The 18822-nt window shown below is 58.3% G+C and carries 18 protein-coding genes; 9 read left to right on the plus strand and 9 right to left on the minus strand.

Going from position 1 to position 18822, the window contains the following annotated elements:
* Window positions 1-15: 15 nt before the first annotated feature.
* From SSARUM_RS13225 to SSARUM_RS13245, 5 genes are all read right to left on the minus strand, one after another.
* On the minus strand, window positions 16-312 hold the full coding sequence (locus SSARUM_RS13225) for a YnjH family protein (protein ID WP_033647604.1): 297 nt from the start codon (window positions 310-312) through the stop codon (window positions 16-18).
* Window positions 309-2234: a DNA topoisomerase III gene (locus SSARUM_RS13230; RefSeq protein WP_033647606.1), complete on the minus strand. Its 1926-nt coding sequence runs from the start codon at window positions 2232-2234 to the stop codon at window positions 309-311. The genes SSARUM_RS13225 and SSARUM_RS13230 overlap by 4 nt, the downstream gene beginning before the upstream one ends.
* Window positions 2234-3343 carry a tRNA 2-selenouridine(34) synthase MnmH gene (gene mnmH, locus SSARUM_RS13235; protein WP_048321661.1) on the minus strand — a complete coding sequence of 370 codons (1110 nt, stop codon included), beginning with the start codon at window positions 3341-3343 and terminating at the stop codon, window positions 2234-2236. Before mnmH ends, SSARUM_RS13230 begins: the two co-directional genes overlap by 1 nt.
* 8 nt (window positions 3344-3351) lie before the next feature.
* Window positions 3352-4395 (minus strand): selenide, water dikinase SelD, encoded by a 1044-nt coding sequence (gene selD / locus SSARUM_RS13240; protein ID WP_048321662.1) that lies wholly within the window; start codon window positions 4393-4395, stop codon window positions 3352-3354.
* 157 nt (window positions 4396-4552) lie between these two features.
* Complete coding sequence (locus SSARUM_RS13245) at window positions 4553-5104, minus strand: NAD(P)H nitroreductase (protein WP_004932204.1); 552 nt, start codon at window positions 5102-5104, stop codon at window positions 4553-4555.
* A 160-nt stretch (window positions 5105-5264) separates the two neighbouring features.
* Between SSARUM_RS13245 and sppA the strand changes: the two genes are divergently transcribed.
* The 4 genes from sppA (at window position 5265) to chiD (ending at window position 10396) form a co-directional block, all read left to right on the plus strand.
* The gene (gene sppA, locus SSARUM_RS13250; protein ID WP_060430177.1) at window positions 5265-7121 is read left to right on the plus strand and encodes a signal peptide peptidase SppA; all 1857 of its coding nucleotides are present in this window, start codon (window positions 5265-5267) and stop codon (window positions 7119-7121) included.
* A gap of 93 nt (window positions 7122-7214) precedes the next feature.
* Entirely contained in the window at window positions 7215-8231 is a 1017-nt protein-coding gene (ansA, locus tag SSARUM_RS13255) for an asparaginase (protein WP_033638505.1), read from the plus strand.
* 22 nt (window positions 8232-8253) lie between these two features.
* Window positions 8254-8886, plus strand: a complete 633-nt coding sequence (pncA, locus tag SSARUM_RS13260; RefSeq protein WP_033654376.1) for a bifunctional nicotinamidase/pyrazinamidase — start codon at window positions 8254-8256, stop codon at window positions 8884-8886.
* Window positions 8887-9118: 232 nt separating this feature from the next.
* Complete coding sequence (gene chiD, locus SSARUM_RS13265) at window positions 9119-10396, plus strand: chitinase ChiD (protein WP_060430179.1); 1278 nt, start codon at window positions 9119-9121, stop codon at window positions 10394-10396.
* Window positions 10397-10442: 46 nt separating this feature from the next.
* On the opposite strand, the gene SSARUM_RS13270 is transcribed toward chiD, so the two are convergent.
* Together SSARUM_RS13270 and msrB are read right to left on the minus strand one after the other, a co-directional pair.
* A complete protein-coding gene (locus tag SSARUM_RS13270) occupies window positions 10443-10715 on the minus strand; it encodes a YeaC family protein (protein WP_033634809.1) in 273 nt (90 codons plus the stop codon).
* A gap of 63 nt (window positions 10716-10778) precedes the next feature.
* A complete protein-coding gene (gene msrB / locus SSARUM_RS13275; RefSeq protein WP_004932219.1) occupies window positions 10779-11192 on the minus strand; it encodes a peptide-methionine (R)-S-oxide reductase MsrB in 414 nt (137 codons plus the stop codon).
* Window positions 11193-11540: 348 nt separating this feature from the next.
* Here msrB and gapA point away from each other — a divergent pair, with 348 nt between their 5' ends.
* Entirely contained in the window at window positions 11541-12536 is a 996-nt protein-coding gene (gapA, locus tag SSARUM_RS13280) for a glyceraldehyde-3-phosphate dehydrogenase (RefSeq protein WP_004932222.1), read from the plus strand.
* 207 nt (window positions 12537-12743) lie between these two features.
* Window positions 12744-13619 (plus strand): D-hexose-6-phosphate mutarotase, encoded by an 876-nt coding sequence (locus SSARUM_RS13285; RefSeq protein ID WP_033634810.1) that lies wholly within the window; start codon window positions 12744-12746, stop codon window positions 13617-13619.
* Between the two features lie 94 nt (window positions 13620-13713).
* Here the strand turns inward: SSARUM_RS13285 and SSARUM_RS13290 are convergent, their stop codons facing one another.
* Window positions 13714-14478, minus strand: a complete 765-nt coding sequence (locus tag SSARUM_RS13290) for a MipA/OmpV family protein (RefSeq protein WP_033647613.1) — start codon at window positions 14476-14478, stop codon at window positions 13714-13716.
* A 108-nt stretch (window positions 14479-14586) separates the two neighbouring features.
* Window positions 14587-14862, minus strand: a complete 276-nt coding sequence (locus SSARUM_RS13295) for a hypothetical protein (protein ID WP_154067234.1) — start codon at window positions 14860-14862, stop codon at window positions 14587-14589.
* 42 nt (window positions 14863-14904) lie between these two features.
* Between SSARUM_RS13295 and yeaG the strand changes: the two genes are divergently transcribed.
* The 3 genes from yeaG (at window position 14905) to SSARUM_RS13310 (ending at window position 18807) form a co-directional block, all read left to right on the plus strand.
* Window positions 14905-16839, plus strand: coding sequence for a protein kinase YeaG (yeaG, locus tag SSARUM_RS13300; RefSeq protein ID WP_004932230.1), 1935 nt, complete (start codon window positions 14905-14907; stop codon window positions 16837-16839).
* A gap of 132 nt (window positions 16840-16971) precedes the next feature.
* On the plus strand, window positions 16972-18240 hold the full coding sequence (locus SSARUM_RS13305; protein ID WP_033634813.1) for a YeaH/YhbH family protein: 1269 nt from the start codon (window positions 16972-16974) through the stop codon (window positions 18238-18240).
* Between the two features lie 336 nt (window positions 18241-18576).
* Complete coding sequence (locus SSARUM_RS13310; protein WP_004932237.1) at window positions 18577-18807, plus strand: hypothetical protein; 231 nt, start codon at window positions 18577-18579, stop codon at window positions 18805-18807.
* Window positions 18808-18822: the final 15 nt, after the last annotated feature.

An 18822-nucleotide genomic window follows, 5' to 3' on the forward strand; every position in this document is an offset into this window, starting at 1 on the left:
CGATGGGTTACATCGTCACTTCTTCAATCGCACCCAAATCAAGGGGTTGGTGCCGATGGTGTTAGGCTCACGCACGCACTGCAGCACTTCCCCTTCGACTTTGAGCACCGCCCCTTCGGAATAATTCTGGTTCTGGTAGACGCAACAGCGGTTGCAGGGCTGCGCCGGCGGCGGGTTGACGCCGTTTTTGGCCGTGCCCCAAATCTCCGGCGAAACCGGCAACACCACGTCCACATCGCCGCGATTGGCGGCGGCCAGGCCGGAAAACGCCAAGACTGCGGCGACTAAAACCCCACTGAGTCCATGCTTCATTCACTCTTCTCCTGCGCCTTGCCGGCGCTTTTCCTGCGTTTTTTGCCCCCGCTGGAAGGCGGCGGCGGCAACCCACGAAACGCCATGCTCGCCCGGCTCTGCTTGGCCTGATAAATCAGCTCTTGCAGCGTGCCGACCAACGGCTGCATAAAGTCCTGATAGCGGCAGGATTTCTCGCTGATTTGCGTCAGCGTGGCTTCCCAGTTGGCCGTCATATCAGGACGCGCAGCAAGATCCGGCAGCGAGTGAATCAACGCGCGCCCGGTTTCGCTGGAGTGAATATAGCGCCCCTTCTTGTACAGAAACGCCCGTTTGAACAGCAATTCGATGATCCCCGCTCGCGTCGCTTCCGTACCTAAACCATCGGTCGCCCGCAGGATTTTCTTTAACGCTTTATCTTGTACGAACCGCGCGATGCCGGTCATGGCCGACAACAGGCTGGCGTCGGTAAACGGCCGCGGCGGCTGCGTCTGGCGCTCCACCACTTCACCGCGCTCGCACAGCAGCTCATCGTCCTTGGCCACCACCGGCAGCGGCGCGCCTTCGTTTTCCTCGTCGCGCTCCTTGCTGCCCAGCAGCGTACGCCAACCGGCCTCCGCCAGGAAACGCGCCTTGGCGATGAATTTGCCGCCGGCGATATCCAGCTCGATCACGCATTTGCGGAACACCGCATCCGGACAGAATTGCATCAAGTACTGGCGCGCCACCAGCCCATACACATTCCGTTCATCCTGCGTCAGATTCACCTTGCCGGCGCGGGCGGTGGGAATAATGGCGTGGTGCGCATCGACCTTTTTATCGTCCCAGCAGCGGTTGCGGCGATCGCTGTCGATCACCGGCTGCGGATACAGCTCAGGCTGGTGCACGCTGATGGCGTTCAGCACCGCGTGGCGGCCGGCGAAATGTTCTTCCGGCAGATAGCGGCAGTCGGAACGCGGATAGGTGATCAATTTGTGGGTTTCGTACAGCCGCTGGCAAACGTCCAGCACCTGTTGCGCGCTGAGGTTATAGCGCCGGGCCGCCTCGATTTGCAGCGTAGAGAGCGAGAACGGCAGCGGCGCGGTATCTGATTCCCGTTTATCATTATAGGACGTGACCAGGGCAGGCTGCCCCTCGATGCGCTTGACCACGTGCTCCGCCAACGGCCGGTGCAGCAAACGCCCCTCTTCATCCTGATAAGGTTCGCAGGACTCGCTGGGTTGCCACAGCGCCACAAAGCGCTCTTCTTTCGGCGTGACGATGTGCGCCTTGACCTCAAAGAAGTCTTTTGGCACGAAGTTTTCGATCTCTTCATCGCGGCGCACCACCAATCCGAGCACCGGGGTCTGCACCCTGCCCACCGACAGCACGCCGTCGTAACCGGCGTTGCGGCCCAGCAGCGTATAGGCGCGGGTCATATTGATGCCGTACAGCCAGTCGGCGCGCGAACGCGCCAGCGCAGACACGCACAACGGAATGAAATCACGGTTGTCGCGCAGACGCTCGACAGCACGCTCCACCGCCTGCGGATTGAGATCGTTGATCAGACAGCGGCGCACGTTCTGGCGCTTCTCCGCCGTCAAATCCAGGTAGTCCAGCACCTCATCCACCAGCAGTTGCCCCTCGCGATCCGGGTCACCGGCGTGAACCACTTCATCGGCTTCGTGCAGCAGCTTTTTAATGGCGTTGAGCTGTTTGCTGACCGAAGGGCGTGGCTGCAAGCGCCATTTTTCGGGGATGATTGGCAGATCCGCCAACGACCAGCGCGCATAGCGGCTGTCATAGGCGTCAGGCTGGGCCTGCTCCAACAGATGGCCGACGCACCAGGTCACCACGTCGTTGTTGCCACAGGCGATATAGCCGTCGCCGCGGCGATGCGGCTTGGGCAAGACGTCGGCAATGGCGCGCGCCAAACTCGGTTTCTCGGCTATGAACAGTCGCATTAATCACCGTTTTTCTGGCTGAACGTCATCAAGAATTCTCTTACTTCTGCATAGTTCCCGCGGAAGACGATCCGCTGGGCTTTCTTTTCCAACTGATAGCAATACATCGGATCGTAGTACTGCTGCAACAGAGGCGCCAACCACTCGCGGTGCGCGTCGCTCTGGCCGCTGAGGCGCTGCGCCCGCAGCGCCGCCTCCAGCCGCTGCGTCAACTGCTGGAAGCGCTCCAGGCCCAAACGGCGGCGAATGGCGAACAGGCCATGATGCAAATAGTCGTCGTACTGCCGCCAGCCCTCTTCCATGCCATAGGCCTGTTCGAACTGTTCGCGCATACCGTCGATATATTCGGCCTGCAAGCGCGCCAGACGAATATCGAACGGATCGTCGATCACCGCCACCGGCGCCTGCTGCATGCCGTTGAACAACGGCAACGGCAGATTGTTGCTGCCGATGATCCGCCCTTCGTCTTCCAGCACCCAACGGCGGCTGCCACCATGCTGTTTTTTCAGCAATAACACAGCCAGACGATTCTCAAAATCTATCTGCGAGCTCTGCCCCACCAGCGTTCGGCCAAAAGATGAACCGCGATGGCGCGCCGCGCCTTCCAGATCGACGCCGTCGGCCAGTTCGTTGACCAGCAGCGTCTTGCCGCTGCCGGTATTGCCGCCCACCAGGACCATCGGCAATTGCGCGCTTTGCGTCAGTACACCGAGCAGATAATTGCGCAGCGCTTTATAACCGCCAGTGATACGCGGATAATCCACGCCAGCCTCGTGCAGCCATTGCTGCACCAGCTGCGAGCGCAGCCCGCCGCGGAAGCAGTAAATATAGCCTTCGGGCCGCGCTGCGCAGGCCGCCAGCCAGGCGGCGGTGCGCTGTTCGCGCAGTTTGCCGTTCACCAGGCTGTGGCCGAGCGCGATCGCCGCCTGCTGCCCATGCTGCTTATAGCAGGTGCCGACCGCCTGGCGTTCGCTGTCGATCATCAGCGGTAAATTCACCGCCTGTGCGAAGGCACCCTGCTGAAATTCGATCGGTGCGCGCACGTCAATCAGCGGCACGTCCTGCAGGAAAATGCGTGGGTAATCGTCGCTGTCCGGCCTTCCTTGCATGTGGGACACTACACGACCTCGATCAGCGGCTTATCGGCCGATGCCACATGCAGCTCACCGATGGCGTTGAGGGTGATACCGTGCTGCCCGGCAATCGCCAGCACCTGCACTTCCGCCTCTGGCAATACCGCCAACAGCAAACCGCCAGAGGTTTGTGGATCGCACAGCAGCTGGCGCTGCAAATCGCTCATCTCGCCCACCAGATGGCCATAGCTGTCGAAGTTGCGCCCGGTGCCGCCCGGCACGCAACCTTCGGCGATATACGCTTCGACGTCCGGCAGCTTCGGCACCCGATCGAACCAGACCGTCGCCTGCAGACCGGAGCCCTGGCACACCTCGCTCAGGTGGCCCAGCAGGCCAAAGCCGGTGATATCGGTCATCGCCGTGACGCCCGCCACCTCGGCAAAGTCGGCGCCCGGCTTGTTCAGGCGGCACATCACTTCGGTCGCCAGGCCCTGATGCTCAGTGCGCAGTTTGCTTTGTTTCTCGGCGGTCGTGAGCACGCCGATGCCCAGCGGCTTGGTCAGATAGAGTTTCGCCCCGGCCTGTGCCGCGCTGTTTTTCTTCACCCGCTCGGTATTGACCACGCCGGTGACCGCCAGGCCGAAAATAGGTTCCGGCGCATCGATGGAATGGCCGCCGGCCAGCGCGATCCCCGCCTGCTGGCAGGCGAAACGGCCGCCGTCGATCACCTGCTGCGCTACCTCCGGCGGCAGCTTGGCGATCGGCCAGCCGAGAATGGCGATCGCCATGATCGGTTTGCCGCCCATCGCATACACGTCGCTGATGGCGTTGGCTGCCGCAATGCGGCCGAAATCGAACGGATCGTCGACGATCGGCATGAAAAAGTCAGTGGTGCTGATGATGCCGACGCCGTTGCCGATGTCGTACACCGCCGCGTCGTCGCGGGTTTCATTGCCGACCAACAGGCGCGGATCGACAAACTTTTCTCGCTCGCTGTGCAAGATGGTTTCGAGAACTTTCGGTGAGATTTTGCAGCCGCAGCCAGCGCCATGGCTGTACTGGGTTAAACGGATCGCTGGCGATGTCATAGTCCACTCCCTTCGGTAACGGCACTCAAGATAACATAGGGTAGCGCTTGCCGAAGGGATTGATAAGAGCAGGTCGCCTATAAGCGAACGGCCTGCTCAGAAACCATGCGATTTTGCGGGGTTTGGCGCATTTTCGCCGCGCCCCGCGGGAGAAAACTCAGAAATAGCTGACGAAAGGCGTGCTGTCCGGCGGCGTCACCTTGGTGGCGGCCTTCAGCTGCGGCGTGCCCAGATAGAGGAAACCGACGATCTCGTCCTGCTCGCGGCAGCCGAAGGCTTCGCGCACCAGCGCATGCTCGGTCCAGGCGCCGGTGCGCCAGATGCCGTTAAAGCCCTGCGCCAGCGCCGCCATCTGCATCGCCTGCACCGCGCAACCGGCGGAAACCACCTGTTCCCAGCGCGGCACCTTGGTCTCTTCAGTGCAGTGCGCAATGACGGTGATGATCAGCGGCGCGCGGAACGGCGCCTTGGTGGCCTTTTCGATCGCCGCTTCGTCCAGCTGATCCTGTTTCGCCGCCGCCTGCAGCAGCTGGCTGAAGCGCTCCAGACCCTGATTTTCGATCATCACGAAACGCCACGGCTGCAGCGCGCCGTGATCGGGCGCACGCAGGCCCGCGTTGATGATATTTTGGCGCACTTCCCCCGCCGGCGCCGGTTCCGCCAGGCGCGAAGCCGAGCGGCGATTCAATAAAAGATCCAGAGCATCCATCGTAAACTCCTGATAACAATTTTCATTCCGGCCACGTTAACATAGCTAAACGACGAGTTACAGCCTCGGCGATAGCGTCTGTGTGCCACGATTTAAAGCTGACATTTCCCCGGCCGCTCATTAGGATAGCGGAACATTCTCGACTCTTGTTGGAGAGCACATGCGCACATTGTGGCAAATTATTGCCGGCATTTTCCGGTGGACATGGCGTCTGCTGAATTTTATCAGGGAACTGATCCTTAACCTGTTCCTGGTCTTGCTGATCCTGGTTGGGGTTGGCATCTATCTGTCCTTCCAAAGTTCCTCCACCACGACGGCCCCGGCGCGCGGCGCGCTGCTGGTCGATTTAAGCGGCGTGGTGGTCGATCAGCCCTCGGTAAACAACCGGGTGCGGCAATGGGGCCGCGAGCTGTTGGGCGCCTCCAGCAGCCGTCTGCAGGAAAACTCGCTGTTCGACGTGGTCGATAGCATCCGCAAGGCCAAAGACGATAAAAACATTACCGGCATGGTGTTGCAGCTGAATGACTTCGTCGGCGCCGATCAGCCGTCGCTGCGCTATATCGGCAAGGCGCTGCGCGAGTTCCGCGACAGCGGCAAACCGATCTTCGCCATCGGCGACAGCTACAACCAGACGCAATACTTCCTGGCCAGCTACGCCAACAAGGTCTATCTGTCGCCGCAGGGCGCGGTCGATCTGCACGGTTTCGCCACCAACAACCTGTATTACAAGTCGTTGCTGGACATGCTCAAGGTCACCACCAATATCTTCCGCGTCGGCACCTATAAATCGGCGGTCGAACCACTGATCCGCGACGATATGTCTCCGGCGGCGCGCGAAGCGGACAGCCGCTGGATTGGCGGCCTGTGGCAGAACTATCTGGAAACCGTCGCGGCCAACCGCCAGCTGACGCCACAGCAGCTGTTCCCGGGCGCCGCCGGCGTGCTGAGCGGCCTGCAGGCAGCCGGTGGCGACACCGCTCGCTATGCGCTGGACAATAAGCTGGTGGACGAGCTGGCCTCGCGCACCGCGATCGAAAATCAGCTGGTCAAGACCTTCGGCTGGGATAAACAGGCGAACGATTTCAACGCCATCAGCATCTACGACTATCAGCCGAAGCCGGACGCCAATCAGGGCGGCAAGATCGCCGTGGTCTTCGCCAATGGCGCCATCATGGACGGCCCGCAGACGCCGGGTAACGTCGGGGGTGATACCACCGCCGCCGAACTGCGTCAGGCCCGTCTGGATCCGGCCATCAAGGCCGTGGTGTTCCGCGTCAACAGCCCGGGCGGCAGCGTCAGCGCATCCGAAGTGATCCGTTCCGAACTGGCCGCCGTGCGCGCCGCCGGCAAACCGGTGGTGGTTTCGATGGGCGGCATGGCCGCGTCGGGCGGCTACTGGGTTTCGACGCCGGCCGACTACATCATCGCCAGCCCGAGCACCCTGACCGGTTCCATCGGCATTTTCGGCATCATCAACACCTACGAGAAAACCCTGGATACGCTGGGCGTGCACACCGATGGCGTGGCGACCTCGCCGCTGGCCGACATTGCGGTCACCAAGGCGCTGCCGCAGGAGTTCTCGCAGATGATGCAGCTGAACATCGAAAACGGGTATAAGAACTTCCTCGATTTGGTCGCCAAATCGCGCAAGATGCCCCCGCAGCAGGTTGACCAAATCGCCCAGGGCCACGTCTGGCTCGGCAGCGACGCCAAGGCCAACGGCCTGGTCGATCAATTGGGCGATTTCGACGACGCGGTGAAAAAAGCCGCCGAGTTGGCGAAGCTGCAGCAGTGGCAGCTCAACTGGTTCGTCGATACCCCAAGCCTGAGCGATATGGTGCTCAGCCAGTTCGGCGTTTCCGTTCACGCCATGCTGCCGGCGGCGATTCAGGCCATGCTGCCCGCTCCGCTGGCCTCGGTCGCCAACGCGGTGAAAGAACAGCCGGGTTTGTTCAATAACCTGAACGATCCGCAAAACCGTTATGCGATCTGTCTCACCTGCGGAGAAGTCCGCTAACAAATAATTCTGCAGCCCGGCCATCGCCGGGCTTTTTTTCTGCCGCCATGCCCCTATAATTCAGCCCATCTTATCTTTGTTAAAATCATGACCATGCAAAAGAAATCCATTTACGTCGCCTACACCGGCGGCACCATCGGCATGCAGCGTTCCGATCACGGCTATATCCCGGTTTCCGGCCACCTGCAGCGCCAGCTGGCGCTGATGCCCGAATTCCATCGCCCGGAAATGCCGGATTTCACCATTCATGAATATGCGCCATTGATTGACTCTTCGGATATGACACCGGAAGACTGGCAGCACATCGCCGACGACATCAAGCAGAACTACGATCGCTACGACGGCTTCGTGATCCTGCACGGCACCGACACCATGGCGTTCACCGCGTCGGCACTCTCCTTCATGCTGGAAAACCTGGCTAAACCGGTGATCGTCACCGGCTCGCAGATTCCGCTGGCGGAGCTGCGTTCCGATGGCCAGACCAACCTGCTCAACGCGCTGTATCTGGCGGCCAACCATCCGGTGAATGAAGTCAGCCTGTTCTTCAACAACAAGCTGTTCCGCGGCAACCGCACCACCAAAGCGCACGCCGACGGCTTCGACGCCTTCGCCTCCCCGAATCTGCCGCCGCTGCTGGAAGCCGGTATTCACATTCGCCGCCAGCAAGGCATCGACAGCCCGCCATGCAACGGCGCGCTGCGGGTGCACGACATTACGCCGCAGCCGATCGGCGTGGTCACTATCTATCCGGGCATTTCCGGCGCGGTGGTGCGCAACTTCCTGCTGCAGCCGGTCAAAGCGCTGATCCTGCGTTCCTACGGCGTCGGCAACGCGCCGCAGAAGGCCGAGCTGATCGACGAGTTGCGCGCGGCCTCAGAACGCGGCATCGTGGTGGTGAACCTGACGCAGTGCATCTCCGGGCGCGTCAATATGGAAGGCTACGCCACCGGCAACGCGCTGGCGCACGCCGGGGTGATCAGCGGTTTCGACATGACGGTGGAAGCCGCCCTGACCAAGCTGCACTACCTGCTGAGCCAGCCGCTGACGCCGGAACAAATCCGCGCCCTGATGCAGCAAGACCTACGCGGCGAGCTGAGCATCAACGGTTAACCTACTGAACTCTGGAGCGGCGATGAAAACGGCCCTGTTGTTGATCGATCTGCAAAACGATTTCTGCCCCGGCGGCGCGCTGGCGGTCACGGCGGGCGACGCCGTCATCCCGGTGGCCAATCAGGCGATCGCCGCCTGTCTGGCGCGTGGCGAGCCGGTGGTGGCCAGCCAGGACTGGCATCCCGCCAATCACCGCAGTTTTGCGGTGAACTCCCATGCGCAGGTCGGCACCCTTGGAGAGCTGGAAGGCCTGCCGCAGGTGTGGTGGCCGGTGCACTGCGTGCAAGGGAGCCACGGCGCCGATTTTCACCCCCAGTTACAGCGGCAACATATCAATGCCGTTTTTCGCAAAGGGCAGGATACGGATATCGACAGCTACAGCGCATTCTTCGATAACGGCCACCGAGCACAGACCGAACTGCACGGCTGGCTGCAATCGCAGGGCGTCCGGCGGCTGGCAATCATGGGTCTGGCGACCGACTACTGCGTGAAGTTCAGCGTGCTGGATGCGCTGGCTGCCGGCTATCCAACGCAGGTGATCGTCGACGGCTGCCGCGGCGTGAATCTGCAGCCGGACGACAGCGAGCGGGCGCTGCAGGACATGGCGTGCGCCGGTGCGCAACTGGTTACCCTGTCACAATTCCTCGCCAACTAAATCCTCCAGGGCGCCATCAGCGCCCTCTCTGCGCGGTGGCGAAAATTTCGACGCCGCTCACAATATCGCCCTTCTTCTTCCCCAACGGCTTGTGACCGGCAGGCGCTTTTGCTGTTATGGCTGCGACGCTTTTGGCGTCAATCGGTTATACGCATCCGGGGCCCACTGAGCCCGGCTTTATTGTGACCGCCTCTGGCGGTACGGTCGGCCTTGCCGACCCAAGGAGAAAGACATGAAAATAACCCGAAAACTGCTGCCTTTACTGGCGGCGGTGCAGTTGGCTATGGCCGGCGCAGGCACGGCCCAGGCGGCTTATCTCTCCGTCGGCTACTTCAACGGCGGCGGCGACGTCACCGCCGGCCCCGGTGGCGACATCGACAAGCTGGACGTCACGCAAATCACCCACCTCAACTATTCGTTCGGCCTGATCTACAACGGCGAGAAAGACGAAGCCAATGCAGCGCTGAAAGACCCCGCTCGCCGCCACCAGATCTACCTGTCGCCGAAGGTGATGGCCGATCTGCAACGGCTACCGACGCTGCGCAAGCAGAACCCCGAGCTGAAAGTGCTGCTGTCGGTCGGCGGCTGGGGCGCACGGGGTTTCTCCGCCGCCGCCGCGACTGCGGAAAACCGGGCGATATTCATCCGTTCCGCGCTGCAGGTGATCGCCCAGTATCAGCTGGATGGTATCGATCTGGACTGGGAATATCCGGTGAACGGCGCCTGGGGGCTGGTGGAAAGCCAACCGGCAGACCGCGACAACTTCACCCTGCTGTTGAAAGAGCTTCATCAGGCGCTGGGTAAAGGCAAGCTGTTAACCATCGCCGTCGGGGCCAACGTCAAAAGCCCACAGGAATGGGTTGATGTGAAAAGCATTGCCCCTTACCTCGACTACATCAATCTGATGACCTACGACATGGCTTACGGCACGCAGTACTTCAATGCCAACCTGTACGATTCAAAGCGTTGGCCAACCGTGGCGGCCGCCGATCGCTATAGCGCCGATTTCGTGGTCAAGAATTATCTGGCTGCCGGCCTGAAACCGGCGCAGATGAACCTGGGCATCGGTTTCTACGGCCGGGTTCCGAAACGGGCGACCGAGGCGGGTATCGACTGGGACAAGCCGGACGCCGCCAAACATCCGGTGACGGAACCTTACTTCAGCGCGCGAGAAACCGCCCTGTTCAACGCGCTGGGGCTGGATCTCAGCAAAGACACTTACTTTAAATACCACGATATCGTCAGTAAATTGCTCAACGATCCGCAGCATCGTTTTCGCGAGCACTGGGATGACGACGCCAAAGTGCCTTACCTGACGCTACAATCCGCCGAAGGCAAGCCGCTGTTCGCAATCTCCTACGAGAATCCGCGTTCGGTGGCCATCAAGGCCGAATACATCAAAAGTCAGGGATTGGGCGGTGCGATGTTCTGGGAATACGGCGCGGATGACGACAACCGGCTGGCGCAGCAGCTGGCGGAATCGCTGGGGATTAAGGGCGAAAAACGGTGAATCGACGGGGCGATGGCGACATCGCCCCGCTTTCATTAGGGAAGCCTTACTGCGGTTTGAGTTTGGCCAACGGCTCGGCAACGAACTGCTGTTTCAGCTCTTGCTTGCTCTTCATCACGATCTGCCCGTCGGTGCCGATGCTCATGTGCTGCGGATCGACGTTGTTCATCGACTGCCACAGCATCACCGCCTGCAGGCTGTTTTCTTTTTGCTCCGGCGTCAGCGCCACGCCGTCCGGCCATTTGCCTAGCTCAACCGCCTGTACCAGGCGCTGGTATATCTCGGGCGTCATCGCCGCAATCAGATCTTTCACGTCCATCAGAGCCCTTCTCGCTTACGGATGAATAATTAGCTGAATCGATTTTGTTGGTTAAATTACCACTTAACCGGCCGTTTGATCGCCATTTTCGCCATCGGTAAAGCTCAGTGAAGCGGAATTGACGCAGTAGCGATCGCCGGTCGGCTGCGGGCCATCGGGGAAAACGTGCCCCAGGTGTGCGTCGCAATGGCCGCAGCGGATTTCAACACGATGCATATTATGTGAATTATCATCAAGATAACGGATAGCATCGGCGGAAACCGGCTCATAAAAGCTCGGCCAGCCGCAGCCGGAATCGTATTTGGTTTCGGAATAGAACAGCGGCTGGTTACAGCACAGGCAATGGTACACGCCCTCGCGCTTGTTGTGCAGCAATTTGCCGCTGAACGGCGCTTCGGTGCCGCGCTGTTGCGTCACATAACGTTGGATTTCATTCAGTTCCGTGACCGGATGACCGGGGGTTGTCTCTTTAGCCATTTGTGCTTATCTCTGAATGTGGATAATGTCAACGAAAACAATGATTAATAATAACAAAAAATTAACACCGCTGCAGGGGTTTTTGGCCTAAACTGTAGCCCATAAAGGCCACGTCACGATGATATGTGATAGCGATCACACATCTTGCGTATGCTGACTTTATACTTGGCGGCTTGTCCCCATATAACGGATGAGGCCGAGCGCAAATGGACTGTGCAATAAGCGTGCAAAACCACCCTTCCGGTTTGACTTGCCGCAAGAATTGACACGATTCCGCTTGACGCTGGGTAAGGTTTTTGTAATTTTACAACCAACCTTTTATTCACTAACAAATAGCTGGTGGAATATATGACTATCAAAGTAGGTATCAACGGTTTTGGCCGTATCGGTCGCATTGTTTTCCGTGCTGCTCAAGAGCGTTCTGACATCGAGATCGTTGCAATCAACGACCTGTTGGACGCAGAGTACATGGCTTACATGCTGAAGTATGACTCTACTCACGGCCGTTTCAACGGTACGGTAGAAGTTAAAGACGGCCACCTGGTTGTTAACGGCAAAACCATCCGTGTTACCGCAGAGAAAGACCCGGCTAACCTGAAGTGGAACGAAGTGGGTGTTGACGTGGTTGCTGAAGCGACCGGTATCTTCCTGACCGACGAAACCGCACGTAAGCACATCACCGCCGGCGCCAAAAAAGTGGTTCTGACTGGCCCATCCAAAGATGCGACCCCAATGTTCGTGCGCGGCGCCAACTTTGATAAATATGCCGGCCAGGACATCGTGTCCAACGCCTCTTGCACCACCAACTGCCTGGCGCCACTGGCTAAAGTCATCAACGACAACTTCGGTATCGTTGAAGGCCTGATGACCACCGTTCACGCGACCACCGCAACTCAGAAAACCGTTGATGGCCCGTCCCACAAAGACTGGCGCGGCGGCCGCGGCGCATCCCAGAACATCATCCCTTCTTCTACCGGCGCAGCGAAAGCGGTTGGCGTTGTTCTGCCAGAGCTGAAAGGCAAACTGACCGGTATGGCGTTCCGCGTACCGACGCCAAACGTATCCGTTGTTGACCTGACCGTGCGTCTGGAAAAAGCGGCTACCTACGAAGAAATCAAGAAAGCCATCAAAGACGCCGCTGAAGGTTCTATGAAAGGCGTTCTGGGCTACGTTGAAGACGATGTGGTTTCCACCGATTTCAACGGCGAAGTGCTGACTTCCGTGTTCGATGCCAAAGCCGGTATCGCACTGAACGACAACTTCGTGAAACTGGTTTCCTGGTACGACAACGAAACCGGTTATTCCAACAAGGTTCTGGATCTGATCGCTCACATCTCCAAGTAATGGCATGATGTTAAGCTGATAATGAGGGCGACATTTTTGTCGCCCTTTTTTTACCCGTCATCTTTCGAGTCACCGCGTTGTTGGCTGCACACACTCATCCCAGTCACTTACTTAAGTAAGCTTCTGGGAGTTCCTGCGCTTGCCGCCTAGCTGTGACCCGAAAGCTATAGGGTTCATGTGTATCTCCGGCAAACAATAGGTCATGAAATGAACGAGAAAATTTTCACCCTGCCCGTTTCCGAACAGATTTCGCCATACATCAGCCAGCGGCAACTCGATGAGCTGGGCGTGGTTGTGGTGTCGCATCCGAAAGTGCGCGCGGCCGTCGCGCTGCAAGGCGCCCATTTGCTGGCCTGGCAGCCCAGCGGTGAGCAGCCGGTGATTTGGCTCAGCAACAATACCCCCTTCGCCAAAGGCAAGGCCATCCGCGGCGGCGTGCCGATCTGCTGGCCGTGGTTCGGCCCGGTGGCGCAACCCTCCCACGGTTTTGCCCGCAACCAGCCCTGGAGCCTGACGGCGCACGATGAAGATGACAACGGCGTCATCCTGACCTTTACGCTGAAGGACAATGAGCAGACCCGCAAACTGTGGCCGCACGCCTTCACGCTGATTGCCCGCTTCAAGCTGGGTGCGGAGTGCGAAATCGAACTGGAATCGCACGGCGATTATCAGGCCACGGCGGCGCTGCACAGTTACTTCCAGGTCGGCGACATCGATCGGGTCAGCGTGGCGGGTCTGGGCGAGCCTTATATCGACAAGGTGGCGGGCGGCGCAGAGGCGCTTCAGGAAGGCGAAGTGACCTTCGTCGGCCAAACCGACCGCGTCTATACCCGCCCGGAGGCCTTCAGCCAGATCCGCGATCCGGCGCTCGCGCGCACCATAGAGGTTCACCACCATCATATGAGCGACGTCATCGCCTGGAACCCCGGCGTGGAGCTCTCCTGCAGCATGGGGGATATGCCGAACGACGGTTACAAGACCATGGTCTGCATCGAGACCGGGCGCGTCAGCAAACCGCTGGTCGCCGCCGGCGAGCAGCCCGCCCGTTTGGGCGTGACCTTCCGCAGCCGTAAGAAGGCTTGAGGCGCCGCGCGCGACAGCGCACTGCAGATGTGCAAAAGGGGCGCCTGCGCCCCTTTTTGATGCACGCCACGCACGATAATCGTGCAATGCGTGATTAGAAGGTGTAGCTCACACCCGTCATCAACAAACCGGTGTAGGATTTATCCACCATCGGGCTGTCTTTCACTTCATCCGACAACTTCACATAGCGGCCGAGGAAGAAGGCGTTCCAGCTTTTGTTGATCTGGTAATTGGCGCTCAGTTCGAGATACGGCGCCCAGCTATCGCCTGGGGTGTAGCTGTCCAGGCCGCTGCGGCGCGATTCATTGGCGCTAACTCCGTAGTAATATTTGTTCTGGTTTTTGCTGTTCCACATCACGCCTACGCCCGGGACCAGCGTCAGCGCGTCCAGATCAAACTTGTACAGATAAGCCACGTCGCCCACCAGCCCGTTGCTGTAGTTCAACGTGTCGCCGGTGAAGGTGGTGCGGAGGGTGCCCCACTCCGCGTGGTGCGAATAAGCCAGGCCGGCCATCAGCGTGCCGCGGCGTTTGTCGAGACGCTTCATGCGATCGTCATCGCTGTCGCCAGGGCGGTAGCCCCATGGCGTGTAGTAACCCATGATGCTCAGCTGGTTTTCTTGATCTTTCCACAGGTAGTAACCGGCGGTCAGAGTACGGAAGTAGAAGTCGTCACCTTCATAGTCGATGACGGGCACCGGATATACGCGATCCTGATAACCGCGATACGCGTCCGGGCTAACCAGCGCGCCGGCGCCGAGTGACCAGGTTCCCGCCTGAGCACTTTGCGCACAAACCATTGCGGAAGCGATAATTGCTAGCGTTTTGAGTTTTGAAATCTTCACTGGTTCTTTTTCCATAAATTACAGGGTTAATAGCCGCAATAGTTTATGTGAAAATTTAGTTGCGCGCCTAATCTTTACAATAGAAAACGACCAAGATCGAATAACTTATAGCGGAATTATGAATTAATCATGGCGGAACGATGACGTTTCATCCTGCAGGCCGCGCCAGACAAGGCATTTGGCTTCCACTGTAATAACTGAGTCATTGATATGACTTAAAAAAAGCTTTTTCTGCGGCAGGAAATTTTCCGGCAAGCAAACTAAGCTTAAATCAGAAGGTGAATTTATCCTGAGCCCAGTGGCAAACAGCGCAACTCGCGATAATAAGCGCACCAAGTTGGCATACGGGTTGCTGTACTCAGGCGTATTCTCATCTTCCGGGGGCCAGAACACTATCACACGCTCTCTTTAACCTGTGCTAATAACGAAAGGACGGGCATCATGAACATATTTGACCACTATCGCCAGCGCTACGAAGCTGCCAAGGACGAAGAGTTCACACTGCAGGAATTTCTTACCATTTGCCGGCAAGATCGCAGTGCCTATGCCAACGCGGCCGAACGTCTGCTGATGGCTATCGGTGAACCTGTGATGGTCGACACTGCGCTAGAATCACGCCTGTCGCGCCTGTTCTCCAACCGCGTGATCGCACGCTATCCGGCCTTTGAAGAATTCTACGGCATGGAAGAGGCCATCGAACAGATCGTCTCTTACCTGAAACACGCCGCGCAGGGCCTGGAAGAGAAGAAACAGATCCTTTACCTGCTCGGCCCGGTGGGCGGCGGTAAATCCTCGCTGGCGGAGCGTCTTAAGGCGTTGATGCAGCGCGTGCCCATCTACACCCTCAGCGCCAACGGCGAACGCAGCCCGGTCAACGATCATCCGCTGTGCCTGTTCAACCCGCAGGAAGATGCCTCGATCCTGGAAAAAGAGTTCAACATCCCGAGTCGCTATCTCGGCACCATCATGTCGCCGTGGGCGGCGAAGCGCCTGCATGAGTTCGGCGGCGACATCACCAAGTTTAAAGTCGTCAAAGTGCGCCCTTCCATCCTGGAGCAGATCGCCATCGCCAAAACCGAACCGGGCGATGAGAACAACCAGGACATCTCGGCGCTGGTCGGTAAAGTGGACATCCGTAAGCTGGAGAATCATGCGCAGAACGATCCGGACGCCTACGGCTACTCCGGCGCCCTGTGCCGCGCCAACCAGGGGATAATGGAATTCGTCGAGATGTTCAAAGCGCCGATCAAGGTGCTGCACCCGCTGCTGACGGCGACCCAGGAAGGCAACTACAACGGCACCGAGGGCATCTCCGCCCTGCCGTTCAACGGCATCATTCTGGCGCACTCCAACGAATCCGAGTGGGTGACCTTCCGTAACAACAAGAACAACGAAGCGTTCCTCGACCGCGTGTACATCGTCAAGGTGCCTTACTGCCTGCGCGTGTCGGAAGAGATCAAGATTTACGACAAGCTGCTGGATCACAGCGAGCTGACCCACGCGCCCTGCGCGCCGGGCACCCTCGAAACGCTCGCGCGCTTTAGCGTGCTGTCGCGGCTGAAAGAGCCGGAAAACTCGAGCATTTACTCGAAAATGCGCGTGTATGACGGTGAAAGCCTCAAGGATACCGATCCGAAAGCCAAGTCCTATCAGGAGTACCGCGACTACGCCGGGGTTGACGAAGGCATGAACGGCCTCTCCACCCGTTTCGCCTTTAAAATCCTCTCGCGGGTATTCAACTTCGATCACGCCGAGGTGGCGGCCAACCCGGTACACCTGTTCTATGTGCTGGAGCAGCAGATCGAACGCGAACAGTTCCCGCAGGATTTGGCCGAGAAATACCTGGAGCACCTGAAAGGCTATCTGATCCCGAAATACGCCGAATTTATCGGCAAAGAGATCCAGACCGCCTATCTGGAATCCTACTCGGAATACGGGCAGAACATTTTTGACCGCTACGTGACCTACGCGGACTTCTGGATCCAGGATCAGGAGTATCGCGATCCCGACACCGGTCAGCTGTTCGACCGCGAGTCGTTGAACGCCGAACTGGAGAAAATCGAGAAACCGGCCGGCATCAGCAACCCGAAAGATTTCCGTAACGAAATCGTGAACTTCGTGCTGCGCGCCCGCGCCAACAACAACGGCCGTAATCCGAACTGGACCAGCTACGAGAAGCTGCGCACCGTGATCGAGAAGAAAATGTTCTCCAATACCGAAGAGCTGTTGCCGGTCATTTCGTTTAACGCCAAAACATCGACGGACGAGCAGAAGAAACACGACGACTTCGTCGACCGCATGATGGAGAAAGGCTATACCCGCAAGCAGGTGCGCCTGCTGTGTGAATGGTATCTGCGGGTCAGAAAATCCTCATAACGCCTCAGGTAAGCGGCATTATCAGGGCCATGTCCACAGTCATGGACGTTGCAGCGCAGCCCAGGGAGGGGCTGGCATATTGCGCTGTCGCGGCCGGGACATGAAGAGTTGGCAACGTCGTTTGGGGGAAGTATGGCCTATTTCATTGACCGGCGGCTGAACGGCAAAAACAAGAGCATGGTGAACCGCCAGCGCTTCTTGCGCCGTTACAAGTCGCAAATCAAACAGTCGATTGCCGAAGCCATCAACAAGCGTTCGGTCACCGACGTAGACAGCGGGGAGTCGGTCTCCATCCCCACTGACGATATCAACGAACCGATGTTTCATCAGGGGCGCGGCGGCACTCGCCATCGCGTTCACCCGGGCAATGACCACTTCGTGCAGAACGATCGCGTTGAGCGGCCTCAGGGCGGCGCAGGCGGTGGCGGTGGCCAGGGCAACGCCAGCCAGGACGGTGAAGGCCAGGATGAATTCGTCTTCCAGATCTCCAAAGACGAGTACCTCGATCTGCTGTTCGAGGATCTCGCCCTGCCCAACCTGAAAAAGAATCAGTACAAGCAGCTGACCGAGTTCAAAACCCATCGCGCCGGCTATACCGCCAACGGCGTGCCGGCCAACATCAGCGTCGTGCGTTCGCTGCAGAACTCGTTGGCGCGACGTACCGCCATGACCGCCGGTAAAAGACGCGCGTTGCACGAGCTGGAAGACGCGCTGACCCAGCTGGAAAACACCGAACCGGTGCAATTGCTGGAAGAGGAGCGGCTGCGCAAGGAAATTGCCGAACTGCGCAAGAAAATCGAAAGCGTACCGTTTATCGATACCTTCGACCTGCGCTACAAAAACTATGAGCGCCGGCCGGAGCCTTCCAGCCAGGCGGTGATGTTCTGCCTGATGGACGTGTCCGGTTCGATGGATCAGGCGACCAAAGACATGGCCAAGCGCTTTTACATTCTGCTTTATCTGTTCCTGAGCCGAACCTACAAGAACGTCGAGGTGGTCTATATTCGCCATCACACCCAGGCGAAAGAGGTGGACGAACAGGAGTTCTTCTATTCGCAGGAAACCGGCGGCACCATCGTCTCCAGCGCGCTGAAGTTGATGAACGACGTGGTCGAAGAGCGTTATGACCCGGCGCAATGGAATATCTACGCCGCGCAAGCGTCGGACGGCGACAACTGGGCTGACGACTCACCGCTGTGCCATGAGCTGTTGGCGAAGAAGATCCTGCCGATGGTGCGTTATTACAGCTACATAGAAATCACTCGCCGCGCTCACCAAACGCTGTGGCGCGAATATGAGGATCTGCAGGCAAGATTCGATAACTTCGCCATGCAGCATATCCGCGAACCGGACGATATCTATCCGGTATTCCGCGAACTGTTTCGCAAACAGACCGTGTGAATAACGTCGCGTGAATGTCACCACAGCCGGAAAACGCCGTTTTCCGGCTGTTTCTTTTTCGCATTATATATTTACATCACCTATGTTTGATTTTTAGGCAATGGAATATCAATAATAAGTCAGATTCCCCAGAACGGCCGTCTCTATTATTTGTTCTTCTGAGGTTATTCCTAAACATTCGCCTCTGTGCCCACACAGCTTGATAGGAATATTCCCATTCAGTTATCGTTACCCCGTCGCTTAAGTCTCTTCCTAAGCGAAATTTGCCTCATTTTATTTTTCTATGGCTTCTCAGCCCGCTGCGGCGGGCATTTACCTGTCAGCAGGTTAGACATCATGATCGATTACACCCTCTATGGCCTCAACAAGCACGATGTTGATGAATACCATAAGCAAATATGCTGCCTGCTTGGCAAAAACGTGCTGCTGGTGCTGACCGCCAACAAGCCGATAACCAAACAGAACCTGCTCGCCAGCCTTATCCAGGAGATAGAAAAACAGCCCGATGATTATTTTCAGCGGTTGCATCGTGCAGCCATAGAAATGATCGGCGTTAACGGACGCTAAGGCGATATACGTAAG

The sequence above is a fragment of the Serratia sarumanii genome (assembly GCF_029962605.1).
GTDB lineage: Bacteria > Pseudomonadota > Gammaproteobacteria > Enterobacterales > Enterobacteriaceae > Serratia > Serratia sarumanii.